Origin of the sequence: Corynebacterium sp. KPL1824 (genome assembly GCF_000478095.1) — a bacterium.
Taxonomy (GTDB): domain Bacteria; phylum Actinomycetota; class Actinomycetes; order Mycobacteriales; family Mycobacteriaceae; genus Corynebacterium; species Corynebacterium accolens.
The window spans coordinates 1,081,833-1,100,468 of the sequence record NZ_KI515749.1; the positions used below are offsets into that span (position 1 = coordinate 1,081,833).

Below are 18,636 nucleotides of genomic sequence, written 5' to 3' on the forward strand. Positions count from 1 at the left end.
ATCCCCCAACCCCATGAAATCAGGAAGATTCAAGGATTCTCCATGACTTATACAATCGCTCAACCTTGCGTTGATGTAATGGACCGCGGCTGTGTTGAGGAATGCCCCGTCGATTGCATCTACGAAGGCAAGCGCATGCTCTACATCCACCCAGATGAGTGCGTGGATTGCGGCGCCTGCGAGCCCGCATGCCCGGTAGAAGCCATCTTCTACGAGGACGACGTTCCCGATGAGTGGATCGATTACAACGATGCCAACGCAGCATTCTTCGATGACTTGGGCTCACCCGGTGGAGCGGCAGCCCTTGGCCCGCAAGATTTCGATGCGTCAATGGTAGCCGCGCTGCCCCCACAGAATCAGGATTAATTCATGGCCCGCACACCGCTAGGACAATCGCTTCCGGATTTCCCCTGGAACTCGCTGGCTGGCGCCAAGAAGAAGGCCCAGGCGCACCCAGATGGAATCGTTGACCTTTCGGTGGGCAACCCCGTAGATCCGGTCGCCCCCGGCGTGCAGCTGGCGCTGTCCTCTGCCGCCGAGGCCCCCGGCTACCCGCAAACGCAGGGCACTTCCGAGCTGCGCGAAGCCATCGCCTCAGCCCTCCGCCGCCGCTACCACATGGACGTGGACCGCGTCCTGCCCGTGGTGGGCACGAAGGAGGCCATCGCGTGGCTGCCCACCCTGTTGGGCATGCGCGGCGAGACCGTCGCCTTCCCCTCGGTGGCCTATCCCACCTACGAGGTCGGCGCCCTCCTCGCTGGGGCCACCCCACTGCGCGCCGACGACGACTTCCAGGACGCCTCTCTTGTATTCATCAACTCCCCGTCCAACCCCACCGGCCGCGTCGCTGGGGTAGAGGAGCTGCGCCGCATCGTGGCCTGGGCCCGCTCGACGGGCGCCATCATCGCCTCCGACGAGTGCTATATGGGCTTGGGCTGGAACGACGACAACCCGCCGGTATCCATCCTGGATCCCCGCGTGACCGACGGCGATAATACCGGGCTTATCGCCATGCATTCGCTGTCTAAGTCCGCGAATATGGCCTCCTACCGCGCCGGATTCTTCGCCGGCGATAATGACCTCATCGCGGAGCTCCTAGAGCTGCGCAAGCACGCCGGCCTCATCGTGCCAGGCCCGATTCAGGCGGCGATGGTTGCCGCGCTTGACGATGACCCCACCGAAGCCCTCCAACGCCAGCGCTACGCCGCGCGCCGTGCCGAATTGATGCAGGCGCTTATCAAGGCGGGCTTTACCATTGACCACTCGGACGCCGGCCTGTACCTCTGGGCCACCCGCGGCGAAGACTGCCGCGAGACCATCGACTGGTTGGCTTCGCTCGGCATCCTCGCTGCCCCCGGTGATTTCTACGGTCCCTCGGGCGCACAGCACGTGCGCATTGGCTTAAACGGCACCGATGAGCGGGTGCGCGCCGCCGTCGAACGCCTCGCCAGTGCCTAACTCACCTCGCGCGTTTCGCCCGCCTGCGCGGGAGGGGATTTCTCCCCGCAAGGTGGTCTTGCGCGATCACGTTCCTTTAGAAGGCGAGTACTGGGCCGCTCGCGCTGGCGACTCGCCTTTTCCGGAGGGCACCCTTCTTCCCGCGGGTACGGTTCTTTCGCGCCCCATCCCCGTGTGGTATCACCCCTTCGTCCCGCCGGAGGATCCGATCCCCTTTGGCTACACCGTCGTCCACGCGGATGAAGACATCATGGTTGCCGATAAACCGCACTTTCTTCCCACCACCACGAATGGCCGCTTGCAGCGTGAAACCCTGCAAACCCGCCTGCGCGTGGACTTCGGCGAAGACGAAATCGTGCCGCTTCACCGCCTCGACCGCCTGACCGCCGGTCTCGTCATCTGCTCGCGCAATCCTGCGACCCGCGCGGACTACCAGCGCATCTTCCTGGAGGGGAGGGCGGTGAAGAGGTATAGGGGCATCGTCAAGCAGCCGCTTTTCTGCGATGAGGAAATCAGGCTGCCGATGCACAAGCCGCGGGGCAGCAGGCAGGTGCTCGTGGCTGATAATGGCACGCCGACTTCGACGTATGTGCGCGCTGCGGGGCGGGAGGTGACCATGTGGCCGCGGACCGGGCATACGCACCAGCTGCGGGTGCTGCTGAACCACCTTGGGAGCCCGCTCATTGGCGATGACATCTATCCCACGCCGCGTCCGCTCGACCTCTACGATTTCTCGCGGCCGCTTTCCTTGCTGCACGAAACTATATCTTTTATAGATCCTTTATCACATTCGGAGCGTCAGTTTTTCAGTTCGCGGGGCTTAGGAACTACAATCAGGTAATTACTAACTTCCGGCAAGAAAGGCGGCCCATGGCAGACCTCAGCGTTGCGCGCTTTGCGTCCAATTTTGGGCAATTCCTTAAGTTCGGTCTTGTCGGCGGCTCGGGTACCGCGGTTAACCTCTTCGTGTATTTCCTCGCGCAGAAACTCTTTGGCGCGGCGGATATCTTTGCCGAGGATCCCTTCATGAACCTCTTCGGCTCTGCATTCCACATCCGCTGGTACCACGTCTTTGCCACCATCTCCTTCCTCGTGGCCAATACCTGGAACTACCAGCTCAACCGCATGTGGACCTTCCGGACCGTGTCCAAAGTGTCCTGGATTCGCGGTTTCTTCCCGTTCCTTTTGGCGGGAATCGGGGCGTTTATCGTCAGCCAGGTCATCCTGACGCTGCTCATGAACCCCAACTCGCCCGTGGGTCTGCCCAGCGATGTCTTCGATAACTCCACCGGATTGCGCACCAAGTCCTATTGGGCGCAGGCCATTTCCATCGTGGTGGCGATGCCCATCAACTTCATCATCAACAAGCTCTGGACGTTCCGCTCCAAGCCCAATAAGCCCGTCGTCGTCGACGAGGTCGCGCCGGTTTAACTACCCGCCCTTCGCCGCCGGCCACGGCCCTGCCCTTCCCAACCAGGTAGCCCTAGGCCGCCCCACCACCCTTGCAGCCTCGCCGTCCGCACGGCCCCAGCCGCCCCAGCCGCCCTTCGCGCTCACCAGCGTGGGCTGCTGGGGTCTTTTTATGCCGCCGGTGAGCGGCAAGGGCGGGGAGGGGCATCGCCAAGCAAGTGTATATGCGACACCCATCCCTTCGCGCTCACGCTGGGGTAGTTTTCATCGACGCCATGCCTGCTCGGTGAGCGGCACGGGAGGCCTCGCCCTTCGCGCTCACCGACAACAGTTGCCGGCGGTGAAACCTACTCCCTGTGAGCGGCAAGGGCGGGAAGGCCGGGCGCCGCTGACGCTAGCCCCTTCGCGCTCACGGGGCGTAGCAAACGGAAACCACCCGCTGTCCGCGGTGAGCGCGAAGGGCGGGTGGTGGAGTGCGTGATGGCGGTGGGAGTGAGCATTAGTCCTCGAGCTCGGCGTCGAGGCGGGACTGGTCGCGGCGGTTTTGCTTCCGTCGGAGTGCGGGCGAGATGAGGACGGACGTGATGGCACCTACGGTGGCGCCGATGAGGTAGGGGGCGGCGGCATCGGAAAGCGCGTAGGCGTGGTAGGCGATGCCGGCGAAGCAGAGGAACATCGGGATGAGGTAGAGGGCGGTCAAAGTCCAGTTGGAGCGGCCGGTGGGGGTGGCGATGTGCCTGCGCATCCAGGCGGCGCTGAGGGACGTGCCGGCGATGGAGGGGACGATGGCGAGGAGGGCGAGGAGGCTGAGGCGGCCGGGGAGGGACCAGGCGAGGATGGCGGCGACGATGAGCTCGAGGAAGGTGATTGGGGTGAGGGTGATGGCGGAGGCCTTGGTGAGGATGTCCCGCTCGAACTCGTCGGTGGAGGCGCGCTCGATGTGGTTGAGGGATATGTTGGCGATGGCGTTAATCATGTTGTTCAGCTCCAAAGATTTCTTCGACTGTTTTGTCTAGTTCGTGGCAGATGTCCAATGCGAGGTGCACGGACGGGGAGTAGTTGCCGCGCTCGATATTTGCGATAGTTTGCCGGGAGACGCTGACGCGCTCTGCTAGTTCGCCTTGCGACCATTCGCGCCAGCGCCGCCACTTGCGGACCATGTTGGGTTGTCCGGCCACATCATCACCTCTCTTGTCGTGTTTACATGACCTAATGTAAAGCAAACCTGACATTATGGCAAGGGTTATACGCATAGATGCCAGCGCCAATATGGCTGGGTGGCGGACATAGGAAGCTGTGGCTTGCGGCCTTTGAGCAGGTCACGGGTGGCTTTGATAAGCAGGATGACTTGGTCAAGGTGGTGCGTGACGTCATCGGCAGTAAAGCGCAGGACCGCGTACCCGTGTGCGGTTGCGGCGTTCTGTTTGGAACGGTCGGCCTGGAACGCGATGCTGTGGCTGTGGTAGGTCCAGCCGTCGATTTCCACGATGAGCTTGCCCATCAATAGGTCGAACCGGTACCCACACACCAGGGCGTTGTGAACAGGGAAAATGCCTTCTGCGCGCAGCGCGCGGCTGACTTTCCGCTCCGGCGGGCTATCCGCGCCGATGGCGGAGCGCCGAATCGTCTCCTTCAACGCACGCGGTGTCCGGCCCATTCGTTTGCGGTCCCGCTCCAGCCGGCCGGGCCCCTTTTCACCGCGGTAAAACTCTTCCAGCAGCGGGCCACAGGCCCTAGCAATCTTGCGAGCAGCCCACAGAACCTGCACCACCGGCAGCCCTTTGACCAGGCTCGTTGCCTTGAGGCGAGAATGCGAAACCCGGAAATTCTTACCCCGCAGCGTGCGCGGGCCCTCCGCCTCCAGCGGAAACGTCAGCGGCCGGTCGAGGTGAATTTCTTGCGCGGTCTTCCCCGTAAAATGAATGCGGCTCAGCCCATGCATCAGGGCCTTCGCCACCGCCAGCGGCGACCACTCGTCGGTATAAATTCCCCGGTGCACGCGGTGCAGCTTGCCCGCGCGCACCCGCCGCCGAATCGCGTCCTTGCCTAGTCCCTGCTCGCGCAACTGCGCGGTTGTCCATGCCCCCATGGCTTCAACTTAAAAAGGGGCCGCCTCCCCGTCCATACGGATTTCGCTAGCCTGTGGATAACCGTCCCATTTTGCGTTCCCGCGCGCTATTCTCGCCGCTGCCCTGTGGATAACTTCCCCGCAACCCTCCCTTCGCGCTCACCGCCCCCGCTTTCCGATGCCCATTTTTGGTTTCTGTGAGCGCGGAGGACGGGCCCACACCCCGTCGCGCTCACCGAGAGGTGAAAACGGAACACCCCGCCCTGCGCTGGTGAGCGCGAGGGGCGGGGCGGATGTGAACGGTGGAGGTAGATGCGAGGCGGTGTAGGGCGCCAAGGGTGGGGCTGGAGGCAAAGCTAGGTCAGAGGGAGCGTGGAGGTCGGGTCGATGCCGCGAGCCTTGGAATTGAGCACACCCGCGATGGCGAGCACCGCGAACATGGCGGCAGCGGAGAGGAGTTGGGTGCGGGCGGTGGCATCGGTAAGCATGAGCACCGCGATGGCCGCGAAGAGGCCGAGGGCGAACCAGGTGAGATAGGGGAAGGCCCACATGCGGATGGGGAGGGGATGCAGGGCCTCGAGTTGGCGGCGCAGGCGCAGCTGGCTGACGGCAATGAAGACCCAGACGATGAGTAGGGAGGCGCCGGCGGCGTTGAGCATGAAGGTGAGCAACCAGCCGGTATCGGCGTAGTTGAGGACGACCATGAGCGCGGACAGTGCGACGGACAAGGCGATGGCGGTGGTGGGCACGCCGTCGGTATTGGTGGCGGCGAAGATGCGCGGGGCCTCGCCGCGGGAGGCGAGTGAGTGCATCATGCGGGAGGAGGCGAAGATTTGCGCGTTGAAGGCGGATAGCAGCGCGAGGACGATGATGACCTCCATGATGCCGGCGGCGCCGGGGATGCCGGCGCGGTCGAGGACCATGGTAAACGGCGATTCGGCGGCGGTGGAGGCGGCGTCCAGGCTGGAATAGGGAAGCAGGAACGTAATGACGAGGACGGAGCCCAGGTAGAACACGGAGATGCGCAGGATGGTGGAGCGCACGGCGTTGACCAGGGATTTCTCGGGATCCTCGGATTCGGCGGAGGCGATGGCGACGACCTCGATGCCGCCGAAGGCGAAGGCTACGGCGAGCAGGCCGGCGGCGACGCCGCCGAGGCCGTTGGGCATGAAGCCATCGGCAAGGAAGACGGATGTGCCCACGAAGGTGTGGCCGGGCAGGAGGCCGAAGATGAGGAGGACGCCGATGATGAGGAAGGCGATGATCACGACGACCTTGATGAGCGCGAACCAGTACTCGAACTCGCCGAAGGTGCGCACGCGCAGCAAGTTGACGAGGCCGAAGACGGCGACGCAGATGGCGGCGGGGATCCAGGGCGGGACGTCGAACCACGAGCCGATGAAGCCTGCGGCGCCGGTGATTTCGGCGCCAAGGACGGCGACGGTGGCACACCAGTAGATCCACCCTTGGGTAAAGCCCGCCCAGCGGCCGATGCCGTGCTCGGCGTATTCGGAAAAGGAGCCGGAGGCAGGGATGACCGTTCCCATCTCTCCGAGCATTTGCATCACGAGGATGGCGAGGAAGCCGGCGATCGCGTAGGCGATGATCACCGCTGGGCCGGCGGCGGAAATGCCGACGCCCGTGCCGAGGAAGAGACCGGCGCCAATGGTGGAGCCAAGCCCCATCATGGTCAGGTGGCGGACCTTCAGGCCAGAACCAAGGGTAGAAGAGTTATCAGACACTTCTCCATGGTATTTCTCGGCCGCAGGGCACCGGAATTGGGGTGGCGTTAATTCTTGTGGAGGTCCTCGTTCAGCGCGACGGCCTCGGCATTCCACTCCACGGCCTCGACGGCACCGGAGACGGAATTGCGGCGCAGCAGCAGGCCGGAGGCGCCGGAGAGCTGGGAGCCCTTGACGGCCTCGCCATTGCCGACGCCCAGGGCCTCGGCCACCTTGCCAAAGACGGCGACCTTGGTGCCGGCGGTGACGTAGAGGCCGGCTTCGACAACGGCGTCATCGCCAAGCGAAATGCCGATGCCCGAGTTAGCGCCGAGTAGGCAGCGCTCGCCGATGGAAATAACTTCCTTGCCGCCGCCGGACAGGGTGCCCATGATGGAGGCGCCGCCGCCGATATCGGAGCCATCGCCCACGACGACGCCCGCGGAAATGCGGCCTTCCACCATGGAAGCGCCCAGGGTACCGGCGTTGAAGTTGACGAAGCCCTCGTGCATGACCGTGGTGCCCTCTGCCAGGTGGGCGCCCAAGCGGACGCGGTCGGCGTCACCGATGCGCACGCCGGAGGGGACAACGTAGTCCACCATGCGGGGGAACTTGTCCACGGAGTAGACCACGACGGGGCCGCGGGAGGCGAGGCGGCCGCGCACCATCTGGAAATCGGAGACGGCGCAGGGGCCGTAGTTGGTCCAGACCACGTTATTGAGGTGGCGGAAGATGCCGTCCATGTTGAGGCCATGCGGCTTTACCTCGCGGTGGGAGAGCAGGTGGAGGCGTAGGTAGGCGTCGTAAGTATCGGTGGGGGCCTCGTCGAGGTCAGCGATGGAGGTTTCCACCGCCACGCGGGCCACGCCACGTTCTTCATCGGGGCCGACGAGGGCGGAGAACTGCTGCGGAGTCTCCTCCAAACGCGTCGTGCCGGTGGTCTCTACTTGCTTATCGGTATGAACTGCTGGGAACCAAACGTCCAAGACGGTGCCGTCGTGGGTAATGGTTGCCAGGCCACGTGCGGATGCAGAAGTCATGGTGGCTAGCTTAGCAATTACTGCCGTACTTGCTCGCGCTTGCCCGCGGGAACCACGAAGGACAAGGCAACGAGCGCGGCAAAGAGGATGATGACGGCGATGACTTGGTTGCGGGCGGAGGGATCAAAGAGCATGAAGATGGTCAGCGCGGCCAGCGCGGCGGCGGTTGCCCAAGGCAACCAGGGGTAGGCGGGGACGCGGATCTCGGTAAGCTCGCCATTCGCCTTGAGCTGCGGGTGCAGCTTGATGTAGGAAGCGACGATGAAGGCCCAGACCACCAAGAGGCAGCCGCCGACGGCGTTGAAGAGGAAGGCCAGCAGTCCCGGCGGGTTCCAGAACTGCAGGCCCACCGAGGCGAAGGCGAAGATCATGGACAAGATGACGGCGTTGATGGGGGAGCCGGAGTGGTTGGTCTTGAGGAAGAACTTGGGCGCGCAGTGGTCCTTGGCCATGTCGAAGACCAGGCGCGAGGTGGCGTAGATCTGCGCGTTGAAGGCGGATAGGAGGGCCAGAGCGATGATGGCCTCCATGAAGCCGGCTGCGAATGGAATCTTGGCGGCCTCGAGCACCAGGGTAAACGGCGAATCGGCGGCGGCATCGGCGTCTTGGATCTGGCTAAACGGCAAGGCCATGGTGATGACCACGATGGAGCCGATGTAGAAGATCATGATGCGCACGATGATGGCGCGCACTGCAGTTGCCACGTTGCGGGCTGGATCCTCGGACTCGGCGGCGGCGATGGTCACCAGCTCGATTCCACCGAAGGCGAAGGCCACGGCCAGCAGGCCCGCGGCGAAGCCGGGCATGCCATTGGGTAGGAAGTTATCGGTGAAGTTGGTTCCAGCGCGGGAGAGATCCATGCCGGGCAGGATGCCCAGTGCCATGAGGATGCCGATGACGAGGAAGGCGATGATGACGGCGACCTTGATGATGGCGAACCAGAACTCGAATTCACCGAAGCCCCGCACGGCGGCTAAGTTCACCACGGCAAAGAAGGCCACCGCGATGAGCGCGGGAATCCACGGGGCAATATCGAACCAGCTGCCGATGATCGCGGCGGCGCCGGTGATTTCGGCACCCATGACCATGATGAGCATGAACCAGTAGATCCAGCCCATCGTAAAGCGCGCCCAGTGGCCGAAGGCCTGGCCGGCATAGGTGGAAAAAGAACCCAGGGAAGGGCGGGCCGCGGCGATTTCCCCGAGCATCCACATGATGAGCGCGATGAGGACGCCGGCGACGGCATAAGAAATGAGCACCGAGGTGCCGGAGATTTGGATTCCCAATCCGACGCCCAAGAAGAGACCGGCACCCACCGCGGAGCCAAGGCCCATCATGGTGAGGTGTCGCGATTTCAATTGTGTGGCTTCGGCCATAATTACCACCTTGTGAGAGGTTATTTTTTACAGTGAAGTGAACATTACACAATGCAACGGACCCAGCGGGGCGCTACCATGGCGGCTTGTGACTTTAGATCTATATGCCGACCCCATTGAAGTGACCAAGGCGCTCGTCGATATCCCGAGCCCCTCCCACCACGAGGAGGCCATCGCGGATGCGGTGGAAGAAGCCCTGCGTAGTCTAGACGTGGAGGTCGCCCGCTTTGGCAATACCGTGTGTGCGCGCACGAACCGCGGGATGGATTCTCGCGTGGTTCTTGCAGGCCACATCGATACCGTTCCATTGGCAGATAACGTACCGCATCGCATGGACACCGCCGAAGATGGCGCCGAGATCATGTTCGGCTGCGGCACTGTGGACATGAAATCCGGCATGGCGGTCTACCTCAACGCCTTTGCTCACCTGCATGAATCGGAAGAGCTCCAGCACGATCTGACTGTCATTGCCTATGAGGGCGAAGAGGTATCCACTGAATTTAATGGGCTGGGCCACTTGCAAAAGGACCACCCGGAGTGGTTGCAGGGCGATTTCGCGCTCCTGGGCGAGCCCTCCGGCGCCATGGTCGAGGCCGGCTGCCAGGGCACGATTCGCCTGCGCGTGACGGCACATGGCACCCGCGCGCACTCGGCCCGCGCTTGGCTCGGCTCCAACGCCGCGCACAAGCTCGCCCCCGTCATGACTCGCATTGCGGACTACGAGCCGCGCGAGGTCACCATCGATGGCTGTACCTACCGCGAGGGCCTGAACATCGTCCACCTGGAGGCCGGCGTGGCCACCAATACCTTGCCGGACGAGGCCTGGATGTTCGTCAACTTCCGCTTCGCCCCGGACCGCAGTACGGAGGAGGCGCTGGAGTACATGAAGGGGGTCATCGGCAAGCATGAGGACGTCACCATAGAGATCGATGACATCGCCGGTGCCGCCCTGCCAGGCTTGGGGCAGCCTGCGGCACGCGCGCTTGTCGATGCCGTCGGTGGCAACGTCCGCGCCAAGTTCGGCTGGACCGATGTCTCGCGCTTTGCTGAGATGGGCATTCCGGCCGTGAATTTCGGTGCCGGTGACCCGGGCTTTGCGCATAAGAAGGACGAGCAGGTGCCCACGGCGCAAATCACTGAAGTTTCTACCGCTCTGTTTAATTACTTGAAGGGATAAAAATGACCCCTGACCACATGCGTACCCTGCGCGGCCCGCTCTTGCTGCGCAGCGAGGGAGAACAAGGCTCCACCTTTGACCAGCGCCTGCTGGAATCCGGCGCGGACCACGAATGGCAGCATGCCGATCCGTGGCGCGTGCTGCGCATCCAAGGTGAATTCGTCGCCGGCTTCGATGCGCTGGCCAAGCTGCCCAAGGCAGTGACGGTCTTTGGTTCCGCGCGCACCAAGCCTGAGGATGCGAGCTATCAGATGGCCGAAGAACTCGGCCGCAAGCTCGCCGAGTGTGCCTACGCCGTCATCACCGGCGGCGGCCCCGGCATCATGGAGGCGGCGAATAAGGGCGCGCACGAGGGCGATGGTCTCTCGGTGGGACTCGGCATCGAATTGCCCCACGAGCAGGGTCTTAACGAATATGTGGACCTTGGCCTGAACTTCCGCTACTTCTTTGCCCGCAAGACCATGTTTTTGAAGTACTCCCAGGCCTTCGTCTGCCTGCCCGGCGGCATGGGCACCATGGATGAATTCTTCGAGGTTCTCTGCATGGTTCAGACTGGCAAGGTCACCAACTATCCCATCGTGCTCATGGGTACCGAGTACTGGTCTGGCCTGCTGGAATGGATAAAAAATACCCTCGCCGAAGGCGGGTATATCAACGAAGACGACCAAGAGCTTTTCCTGCTTACCGATGACCCCGATGAGGCCGTCGCCCACATCATCGAGCGCCACAAGGTCATGAGCGATAAGCGCATTAGGGAGCCGCGTTGAGCCTCGCGCGCGTGATGGCGATAGTCAATCGCACCCCAGACTCCTTTTATGACAAGGGGGCCACCTTTGACATGGACCCCGCCCTCCAGCGCTGCGATGAGGCCATTGCGGCGGGAGCCTCCATCATCGATATTGGCGGGGTTAAGGCCGGGCCGGGCGAGGAAGTGGATAGCGCGGAAGAAATCGACCGCGTCGTGCCCACCATCGCCCGCGTGCATGAGCGGCATCCGGAGGTACTCATTTCCGTAGATACCTGGCGCGGTGAGGTGGCCGAGGCCGCTATCGCTGCCGGGGCGGGGCTGGTCAATGACACCTGGGCCGGCTGGGATCCGCAGCTTATCGAGGTCGCCGGCCACCACCGCGTGGGCTACGTGTGCTCGCATACCGGCGGGATTACCCCGCGCACCCGCCCGTACCGCGTGCACTTTGATGACGTTGTCGCCGACGTCATCGCAGAGACCACCGCCCTGGCGGAAAAGGCCGCGGGGCTCGGCTGCCCGGAAGAGCTCACCTTCATCGATCCCACGCACGACTTTGGTAAAAACACCTATCACGGCCTTGAACTCTTGCGGCGTATCGACGAGATCGTCGCTACCGGCTGGCCCGTGCTCATGGCGCTTTCCAATAAGGACTTCGTGGGCGAGACCCTCGCGCGCGGGGTAGGAGACCGCGTTGCCGGAACGCTCGCCGCCACCGCCTGGGCCGCAGCGCACGGGGTGGCCGCCTTCCGCGTCCACGAGGTTGCTGAGACCGTCGACGTCATCCGCATGACCGCCGCCATCCAGGGCACGGCCGCTCCCCTTGACACCACGCGCGGGCTCGCATGAGCGTTTCCGTCATCATCCCGGCGCTCAATGAGGAATCCACCGTGGCCGGCGTTATCCGCGCCTGCCTTGCCGATGACCCACTCGAAGTGCTCGTCATCGACGCCGACTCCACCGACGAGACCGCCGCAGTGGCGCGCGCCGCCCGTGCCGATGTGCGCAATTGGCGCGATATCCTACCCGAACCGCCGCGCCCCGGCAAGGGCGAATCCCTCTGGCGCGGGGTCGCCGCCGCGCGCGGGGACATCGTCGTATTCATCGACGCCGACCTAGAATCCGCCGCGCCCGGCATGGTCACAGCGCTCGCGGCACCCTTTGCGGATCCGGGTGTGAACATGGTCAAGGCGCGCTATCGCCGCAGCCTCAACGGCCAACCCACCGGTGGCGGACGCGTGACCGAACTCACCGCAAAGCCGCTCATCCGACAGCTCTTCCCAGAGCTTGCCCACATTGACCAACCCTTGGGCGGCGAGTACGCGATCCGGCGCACGGCCGCGCTAGAGGTGCCCTTCGTGGAAGGTTATGGGGTGGAAGCGGGGCTGCTGGTGGACATCGGCAAGCGCGGCGGGCTGACACAAGTCGACCTAGGCACTCGAGTCCACCGCAACCGGCCGCTTCATGAGCTCGCGCCGATGGCGGATATCGTGGCACGCACGCTGCTTTCGCGCGCTGGGGTGGGAGCGCCGATTGCTCAGCGCCCGCCGCTGCTGGGTAGGATTTAGGCCATGCTGTCCTGGATTGTGCTCATCGTGGTGCTCATTGCGTTCATTGTGATCGGAACGTGGCTGTGGGGTTCGATTTTTGGGCCCGGGACCGTGATGGACCCGCCCGATGAGCCGCAGAAGGTACTGGAAAATAACCGCGTCGCCGCAGCTCAAGGCCGTTTTGAGGATGTGCAATTCGAGGTCGTCCCGCGCGGGTACCGCCAGGATCAGGTTGATGATCTGCTCGCGCAGCTGGAGCAGGAATTGGAGGCCGCGCGGAAAAGCGGGCAAAAAGGGACTAAGCTGGAAAGAAACGAAGAAAGTTAAGGAGCCCTACTATGGCAGCAATGAAGCCACGTACCACTGGCGGCGAAATGGAAGCGGTGGTGGAATCCCGCAAGATCGTCATGCGCATCCCATCTGACGGCGGCGGGCGCATCGTTATCGAGCTGAACAAAGAAGAGGCCGCGGAGCTCGGTTCTTTGTTAACCGAGGTTTCTCGCTAGTCTGGATACATGCTTTCTCATATCGTCGACATTCTGGCCGATCCATCCGACGGCACGGCGCTTTCCGGCGCCGATGATTTTTCCCGCCTCGTTTCGGAGTCTGGCCATTCCTTTGATGTGGCCAAGCAAGGGTATGTGACCTTAGCGGCCGGTGCTGGCCTCAAGCACAAGGGCGATGACATGGATATGGTCAACGCCCGCGAAGCGTACCTAGCCACCGGCCATTTCGCGCCCTTCGTCGAGTCTGTGACCGGCGCGGTGCAAGACGCGCTCGATGCGAGCTCGCTGTCTGCCTCTACGCCCGCCTCGCTCCTCGAGGTCGGCGCCGGAACCGGCTACTATCTGGCCCACACGCTTGACTCCATCGACGGCGCGCGCGGCGTCGGCCTCGATATTTCTCCGCACGCGGCCAAGCACCTGGCCAAGTGCCACCCACGCGTGGGCGCCGTGGTTGCCGATGTCTGGCAGCAACTTCCCATCCGCGATGAATCCATCGACGCCATTTCCGTGGTCTTCGCCCCGCGCAACCCATCCGAATTCCAGCGCGTCCTCGCCCCCGGCGGCCAGGTCATCGTCCTGACCCCGGGCGCCGGGCACCTCGATGAGCTGCGCGAACCCCTCGGCATCCTCGGTGTGGAAGAGGGCAAGGTCGAGCGCATGTATGAGCAGGCGGAAGGCTACCTCGAGCAAGCGGCCGACCCCGTCGATATTTCCTTCCCCATTCACCTGGATAAAGCGGCCATCGCCGCACAGGTAGGAATGAGCCCGTCCGCCCGGCACATCAGCGCCGACGAGCTCGCCGAGCGCATGGCCGCCCTTCCACCCACGCTGACGGTCACCGCCCGCGCCCGCCTAGACCGCCTCCGCGCGGTTTCTTAATCGCAGGTCTGCCTCGCGGCAACCTGTACCGCCCTTCGCGCTCACCAGGAGCGCGCGGGGCGGTTCTTTTTCGCTTCCGGTGAGCGCGAAGGGCGGGTGTGGAATCGGCCAGTCACCGTACCCTCCCTTGGCGATCACGAGGAGCTGCTTGCCGATGCCCCTCCACCTTGCCCGTGAGCGCGAAAGGCTGGTGGCATCGTCAGGGCGGTGGCTGACGGAAAACGAGGATGCAGAATGCGGCTAAGGACGGCATCATTTGACCCGTGCGGTCGGTCCTGGGGCCAGATGGAAGGAATACCCGCCCTTCGCGCTCACGGCAAGCACATTCTGATGGCCGGAGTCGCTCGTCGGTGAGCGCGAAGGGCGGGGGTGGAATAGGCCAGTCACCGTACCCTCCCTTGGCGATCACGAGGAGCTGCTTGCCGATGCCCCTCCACCTTGCCCGTGAGCGCGAAGGGCGGGTGGCGAGGGTCGGGGGCAGAAAGGCGGGTGGCGACAGGCGGGGCAGAAAGGCGGGGCCGAGAGGCGGGTGGCCGGGTAGGAGGGCTGCAGTATTAGAGCTTGGAGCCGGAGCGCTGCCAGTCTTGTTCGATGACTGCGTCGCCGGTGGTCTCGACATCCATGCCGGAGCAGCCGCCGTCGAAATAGACGCGGGAGGCCATGGCGATGAGGCCGCCGTCGACGAAGACCTCCACCGTGGAGCCGTCTTGGATGATGGTGAGGGTGTCGGAGTCGCCATCGGCAAGCGTGGCGGTGGCGGGAGCGGAATCGGCGAAGAAGTGATCGAAGGCCTTGTTCATGGAACGATCGAGGCTGATTTCCTCGCCGGAGTGGCAGATGGAGGCGGCGAGGTCGCCGTTGCCATCGCGAAGGGTGATGGTGACGCTGGAGCCGGTGGGAACCTCCATGACGCCGGTCCAGGAGCGCGCGTAATCCGAAAGCTTGACCGCCTCGGGCAGGCCGGTGGCCGGTGCCTGGTACAGGACGCCGCCTTCGAGCGTGACCTGGCGCGGCAGGGAGAGGGCATTCGACCAGCCCTCGGCATCCCAAGAGGCGTGCTGGGTGGCGTCGTCGCCGCGGCCGTTGCCGTTGAGCAGGCCGAGGATGACGGCGCGCTCGTAGCGGCTTTCTTCAGGAATCGTGCCTGCGGTGGCATTCGTATTGCGCGGGCGGGAGAAATCGTGGCCGAAGTCCACGCGGCGGAAACCGGAGACCACCGTGAAGGTGGTGTCTTCCAGCTGGCCCACGAGGTAGCCGGAGACATCGCGGCCGTCGCGCTCGAGGGTGACAAAGAGTACGTCGTAGATCTCTTCGTCGACTTCATCGCGCAGGCGCACGATGCGCGGGGAAACCACCGGAGGAATAGGGGAATTGGCAGGCACTTCGCCGTCGAGGAAGCCCGGGTCACCTTCGAAGGTAAGGCCGCCGCGCAGGGACCACGAGATGCCGTCGTGGCTTTCTAGAATGACTGGCTGCGGGGTGTCGGTGCGGCCAGAAAGTGCCAGCATGAGCCAGCCCTTGTGGCCGTCCTCGCGGTCATCGGTGGCCCAATCGGGAACAACGGAAGGCGAGCGGAACCGGGTGTGGTCGGTGGTATTGCCAGCCACCTCGCCAAACCGCACGACGTTGGGGTCGAGGGCCGAGGAGTCATCGGAGACCTCGCAGACATCGTCGATGCCGGAATAGCGCGCGAGGCGAATGGAGGTGCCCGTCGCGGTCACGGAGGTGAAATAGAGGTTGATAGCGTCCTCACCCTGGGCCACGGACCCAGCGCGGAGGGCGAGCTCGCCGCCGACGGGCGCGAGGACGTCATCGCAGTCCAGCCAGTTAAACGGTACTTCCTCCGAGTACGTGTGTCCCCAGCGGGCCGGGGCATCGGGAGTGGGGCGGTACTGGTAGAACATGTGCCAGGTATCGCCATCGCGAAGGACGCCGGCGGGCGCGTCTAGGATGCCGGCATCGGGGATGAAGTGGAGTTCGGGGCGGTGAGTCGTCACGGCATTCCTCTCTTAAATCAGGTGCGGGTTACAAGCTTGGGTTGGGGTGGCAGCCACGCCGGGGAGGAAACTCGTTGACCTGCCACGCGGTGCTTTCGCGAACTTTATGGGGCAGTGTCCGGCTGTCATGTACACCCAGAATACGGATATCTTTTAGCGCGTGCAGGGGCCCTTGCTTGCCGATGCCCCCTTTATAGCTTCGTCACCAGCGTCAGCCCCGAACCCAGTGGGAGCCGGGTCACGGTGGCGCCTTCGAGCTCGCGGAGGTATTCATCGGCTTCACGCGCGGCGGCGGTATCGCGGTCGGTGCGGGAGGTGTCGGCGACGGTGCCATCGAGAAGGGCATTGGCAAGCACCAGCGTGCCGTGTTGGTGCAGCAGGGGCCAGGCCGCCTTGATGAGGGCGGGGAGATCGAGGGCGGCGACGTCCGCGTAAATGACCTGGTAGGCCTCAGTAGCCAGGCGCCCGAGCACGTCGAGGGGGCGCGAGGGGAGGAAGCGGCCGCGGGTGGGGGCGTAGCCGGCCTCGCGGAAGGCGGCCTTGGCGCTGCGCTGGTGCTCGGCTTCTGGGTCGATGCACGTGAGGATGCCGTTATCCGGCATGCCTGCGAACAGGTAGAGGCCCACGACGGAGGCTGCGGGGGTAATCGCCACGGCCTGGGGGCGGTCTACCACACCGGAGGAGGTTGCCGTCAGCGTCGTGAGAAGCTGGCCGGTGGATTCATCCGGGACGGGCAGGCCGTATTCCTCGGCGTGGTCGCGGGCGCCGCGGAGAGCCGCCGAAGGCTCACTGGTGGAATCGATATAGGAGCGCAGTGCGTCATATGCGGTAGTAGTCACGATTAAGACAATAGGTAAAGTTGCGCGCTAGGGTGGCAAAAACGCGCCTAGCCAGCGAAATTGTGGTCTGTGGGAAGTATGTGACGGACTCACAGGATATTATCAGCGCAGTGGCTGGAGTTTCCGCGCCGAGTATAGAAAAATGACACCCATGACAGAAACGAAGCGCGATGCCGAGTCCGTTGCCTCCACCGATCCGAACGTGGAGTTGACCGGTACCGCGGCGTTCGATGCTGGGGAAGCCATGATGCCTTCGTGGGCCGAATTGGTGGCAGAGCACGCCGATGGCGTGTACCGCTTGGCCTACCGTTTATCCGGTGACCAGCAGGATGCCGAGGATCTCACCCAAGAGACCTTCATGCGTGTCTTCCGCTCCTTGGATAAGTACCAACCGGGTACCTTCGGCGGCTGGCTGCACCGCATCACTACGAACCTCTTTTTGGATATGGTGCGCCACCGCTCCAAGATCCGCATGGAGTCCCTGCCTGAGGATTACGAGCGCGTTCCGGGGACGGATATGACCCCGGAACAGGCTTATACCGTGGCCAACCTGGACCCCGTGCTGCAGTCCGCGCTGGATAGCTTGGCGCCGGATTTCCGCGTCGCCGTGGTTCTGTGTGATATCGAAGGCATGAGCTATGACGAAATCGCCGAAACCCTTGGCGTGAAAATGGGTACGGTGCGCTCTCGCATCCACCGCGGCCGCTCCCAACTGCGCGCGGCGCTGGAAAAAGAGGCACAGACCAATGCGGAGGCGCGCATCTTGCTGCGCACGCGCTAGAATCGAATCATTACCTTCCCTGCCACGCGGCAGGGGGGACTTAAGTGTGAGTAATCCGTCTGTGGAATGAACGTGAGGAGGGTGTCGATGGACTCACTGCGAGGACGCCGCACCCTCTCCACGCTCAGCGTGCGGGGCGAGTTCACTCCCGCGCAGGCGAAAGCCCGGGATAAGGCAAAGGCGCGGGCGCGGCGCAGCGATTCCATCGGTCACCTTGGCCCAGAAGCCGTCGTTGCCTTCGTCGATGGGGAGATGGAGCCCAAAGCCATGCACCGCGTGCGCATCCATCTAGTCCACTGCGCGGAGTGCCGCGCCGACGTGCACCACCAGCGCCATGCCTCCGAGTGGGTGCGTCACTGCAGCGATGATTCTGCGGTGAAGGCTCCTCAGTCCTTATTGGCTAAGCTGGCGGGAATGGCTACGGAAGGCGTCGCGCCGGGGCCCGATGCGTCGACCCCGGCGCACCGGCCCGAGCAGGATTTCCTGGATAAAGTCGAGACGGTGGTACGCGCGATTAAACACAATCAGCGCGGGCAGAACTAAACGGAGGGCGAGGATTTAACCGTGTTTTCTTCCATTGGCTGGCCCGAGATTATTGTCATTGTCCTCCTCGGCATCGTCATCATCGGCCCGGAGCGCATGCCGGAGGTCATCAAGGACGTGCGCGCGGCCATCTACGCCGCCCGCAAGGCCATCAATAACGCGAAGGCTGAGCTCAACGGCGAGATGGGGTCCATCTCCGCGGAATTCGACGATATCCGCGGCCCGCTCAACCAAGCAGCGCAGTGGACGCGGCTAGGCCCCAAGGGTGCTATTACCAAGGCGCTTTTCGATGGCGATGATTCCGCCTGGGACGACTTCAACCCCAAGAAGATGGCCGAAGACATCAAATCCGGCACCGCGCCGAAAGAGCCCGAACAGCGCGCGCAGGACAACAATGGCCCCGCCCGGCCCAGCTTTAACTACGCCGAGGTATACGGCGACACCACCCAGCAGCCGGCGCAGCGGCCGCCCCAGCAACAACAAAAGCCGCAGCGCGGTGGGGAAGATTCCACCGGCGGCGGCTCTGAGTGGAGCGACGTTACCTAA

22 protein-coding genes are annotated in these 18,636 nt (G+C 63.7%); 14 read left to right on the plus strand and 8 right to left on the minus strand.

What is annotated here, in order from left to right; genetic code table 11:
• Positions 1–42: 42 nt before the first annotated feature.
• Genes fdxA through HMPREF1267_RS05065 form a run of 4 tightly spaced genes read left to right on the plus strand, consistent with a single transcriptional unit; the run spans position 43 to position 2,889 of the window.
• Positions 43–366: a ferredoxin gene (fdxA, locus tag HMPREF1267_RS05050; protein WP_023028616.1), complete on the plus strand. Its 324-nt coding sequence runs from the start codon at positions 43–45 to the stop codon at positions 364–366.
• 3 nt (positions 367–369) lie between these two features.
• Positions 370–1,458, plus strand: a complete 1,089-nt coding sequence (gene dapC / locus HMPREF1267_RS05055; RefSeq protein ID WP_023028617.1) for a succinyldiaminopimelate transaminase — start codon at positions 370–372, stop codon at positions 1,456–1,458.
• A 52-nt stretch (positions 1,459–1,510) separates the two neighbouring features.
• Positions 1,511–2,299 (plus strand): pseudouridine synthase, encoded by a 789-nt coding sequence (locus HMPREF1267_RS05060; protein ID WP_023028618.1) that lies wholly within the window; start codon positions 1,511–1,513, stop codon positions 2,297–2,299.
• Between the two features lie 29 nt (positions 2,300–2,328).
• Positions 2,329–2,889, plus strand: a complete 561-nt coding sequence (locus tag HMPREF1267_RS05065) for a GtrA family protein (RefSeq protein WP_023028619.1) — start codon at positions 2,329–2,331, stop codon at positions 2,887–2,889.
• A 478-nt stretch (positions 2,890–3,367) separates the two neighbouring features.
• Here the strand turns inward: HMPREF1267_RS05065 and HMPREF1267_RS05070 are convergent, their stop codons facing one another.
• From HMPREF1267_RS05070 to HMPREF1267_RS05095, 6 genes are all read right to left on the minus strand, one after another.
• Positions 3,368–3,844, minus strand: a complete 477-nt coding sequence (locus HMPREF1267_RS05070; protein WP_023028620.1) for a hypothetical protein — start codon at positions 3,842–3,844, stop codon at positions 3,368–3,370.
• Entirely contained in the window at positions 3,837–4,046 is a 210-nt protein-coding gene (locus tag HMPREF1267_RS05075; protein WP_034666904.1) for a helix-turn-helix transcriptional regulator, read from the minus strand. Before HMPREF1267_RS05075 ends, HMPREF1267_RS05070 begins: the two co-directional genes overlap by 8 nt.
• A 65-nt stretch (positions 4,047–4,111) precedes the next feature.
• Positions 4,112–4,957: a type IV toxin-antitoxin system AbiEi family antitoxin domain-containing protein gene (locus HMPREF1267_RS05080; RefSeq protein ID WP_005280102.1), complete on the minus strand. Its 846-nt coding sequence runs from the start codon at positions 4,955–4,957 to the stop codon at positions 4,112–4,114.
• A 335-nt stretch (positions 4,958–5,292) separates the two neighbouring features.
• The gene (locus HMPREF1267_RS05085; protein ID WP_302503347.1) at positions 5,293–6,624 is read right to left on the minus strand and encodes an amino acid permease; all 1,332 of its coding nucleotides are present in this window, start codon (positions 6,622–6,624) and stop codon (positions 5,293–5,295) included.
• Positions 6,625–6,725: 101 nt separating this feature from the next.
• Entirely contained in the window at positions 6,726–7,697 is a 972-nt protein-coding gene (dapD, locus tag HMPREF1267_RS05090; RefSeq protein ID WP_005280105.1) for a 2,3,4,5-tetrahydropyridine-2,6-dicarboxylate N-succinyltransferase, read from the minus strand.
• Positions 7,698–7,714: 17 nt separating this feature from the next.
• A complete protein-coding gene (locus HMPREF1267_RS05095; RefSeq protein ID WP_023028623.1) occupies positions 7,715–9,073 on the minus strand; it encodes an amino acid permease in 1,359 nt (452 codons plus the stop codon).
• Between the two features lie 88 nt (positions 9,074–9,161).
• On the opposite strand from HMPREF1267_RS05095, the gene dapE reads away from it, so the two are divergent.
• Genes dapE through HMPREF1267_RS05125 form a run of 7 tightly spaced genes read left to right on the plus strand, consistent with a single transcriptional unit; the run spans position 9,162 to position 13,930 of the window.
• Complete coding sequence (dapE, locus tag HMPREF1267_RS05100) at positions 9,162–10,250, plus strand: succinyl-diaminopimelate desuccinylase (protein WP_023028624.1); 1,089 nt, start codon at positions 9,162–9,164, stop codon at positions 10,248–10,250.
• A 2-nt stretch (positions 10,251–10,252) separates the two neighbouring features.
• Positions 10,253–11,017 carry a TIGR00730 family Rossman fold protein gene (locus HMPREF1267_RS05105; protein WP_023028625.1) on the plus strand — a complete coding sequence of 255 codons (765 nt, stop codon included), beginning with the start codon at positions 10,253–10,255 and terminating at the stop codon, positions 11,015–11,017.
• A gap of 14 nt (positions 11,018–11,031) precedes the next feature.
• Complete coding sequence (gene folP, locus HMPREF1267_RS05110) at positions 11,032–11,844, plus strand: dihydropteroate synthase (RefSeq protein ID WP_023028626.1); 813 nt, start codon at positions 11,032–11,034, stop codon at positions 11,842–11,844.
• The gene (locus tag HMPREF1267_RS05115; protein ID WP_023028627.1) at positions 11,841–12,563 is read left to right on the plus strand and encodes a glucosyl-3-phosphoglycerate synthase; all 723 of its coding nucleotides are present in this window, start codon (positions 11,841–11,843) and stop codon (positions 12,561–12,563) included. Before folP ends, HMPREF1267_RS05115 begins: the two co-directional genes overlap by 4 nt.
• Before the next feature lie 3 nt (positions 12,564–12,566).
• Positions 12,567–12,872, plus strand: a complete 306-nt coding sequence (locus HMPREF1267_RS05120) for a DivIVA domain-containing protein (protein WP_005280112.1) — start codon at positions 12,567–12,569, stop codon at positions 12,870–12,872.
• 11 nt (positions 12,873–12,883) lie between these two features.
• The gene (locus HMPREF1267_RS12650; protein ID WP_023028628.1) at positions 12,884–13,051 is read left to right on the plus strand and encodes a DUF3117 domain-containing protein; all 168 of its coding nucleotides are present in this window, start codon (positions 12,884–12,886) and stop codon (positions 13,049–13,051) included.
• 9 nt (positions 13,052–13,060) lie between these two features.
• Positions 13,061–13,930, plus strand: coding sequence for a methyltransferase domain-containing protein (locus HMPREF1267_RS05125; RefSeq protein WP_023028629.1), 870 nt, complete (start codon positions 13,061–13,063; stop codon positions 13,928–13,930).
• A 554-nt stretch (positions 13,931–14,484) separates the two neighbouring features.
• Here the strand turns inward: HMPREF1267_RS05125 and HMPREF1267_RS05130 are convergent.
• Together HMPREF1267_RS05130 and HMPREF1267_RS05135 are read right to left on the minus strand one after the other, a co-directional pair.
• Positions 14,485–15,927: a GH32 C-terminal domain-containing protein gene (locus tag HMPREF1267_RS05130; protein WP_023028630.1), complete on the minus strand. Its 1,443-nt coding sequence runs from the start codon at positions 15,925–15,927 to the stop codon at positions 14,485–14,487.
• 191 nt (positions 15,928–16,118) lie between these two features.
• Entirely contained in the window at positions 16,119–16,766 is a 648-nt protein-coding gene (locus HMPREF1267_RS05135; protein WP_023028631.1) for an O-methyltransferase, read from the minus strand.
• A 151-nt stretch (positions 16,767–16,917) separates the two neighbouring features.
• Between HMPREF1267_RS05135 and sigE the strand changes: the two genes are divergently transcribed.
• The 3 genes from sigE (at position 16,918) to HMPREF1267_RS05150 (ending at position 18,636) form a co-directional block, all read left to right on the plus strand.
• A complete protein-coding gene (gene sigE, locus HMPREF1267_RS05140) occupies positions 16,918–17,547 on the plus strand; it encodes an RNA polymerase sigma factor SigE (RefSeq protein WP_034666906.1) in 630 nt (209 codons plus the stop codon).
• 66 nt (positions 17,548–17,613) lie between these two features.
• Positions 17,614–18,090, plus strand: a complete 477-nt coding sequence (locus HMPREF1267_RS05145; protein ID WP_005280119.1) for an anti-sigma factor — start codon at positions 17,614–17,616, stop codon at positions 18,088–18,090.
• A 21-nt stretch (positions 18,091–18,111) separates the two neighbouring features.
• Entirely contained in the window at positions 18,112–18,636 is a 525-nt protein-coding gene (locus HMPREF1267_RS05150) for a twin-arginine translocase TatA/TatE family subunit (protein WP_005282270.1), read from the plus strand.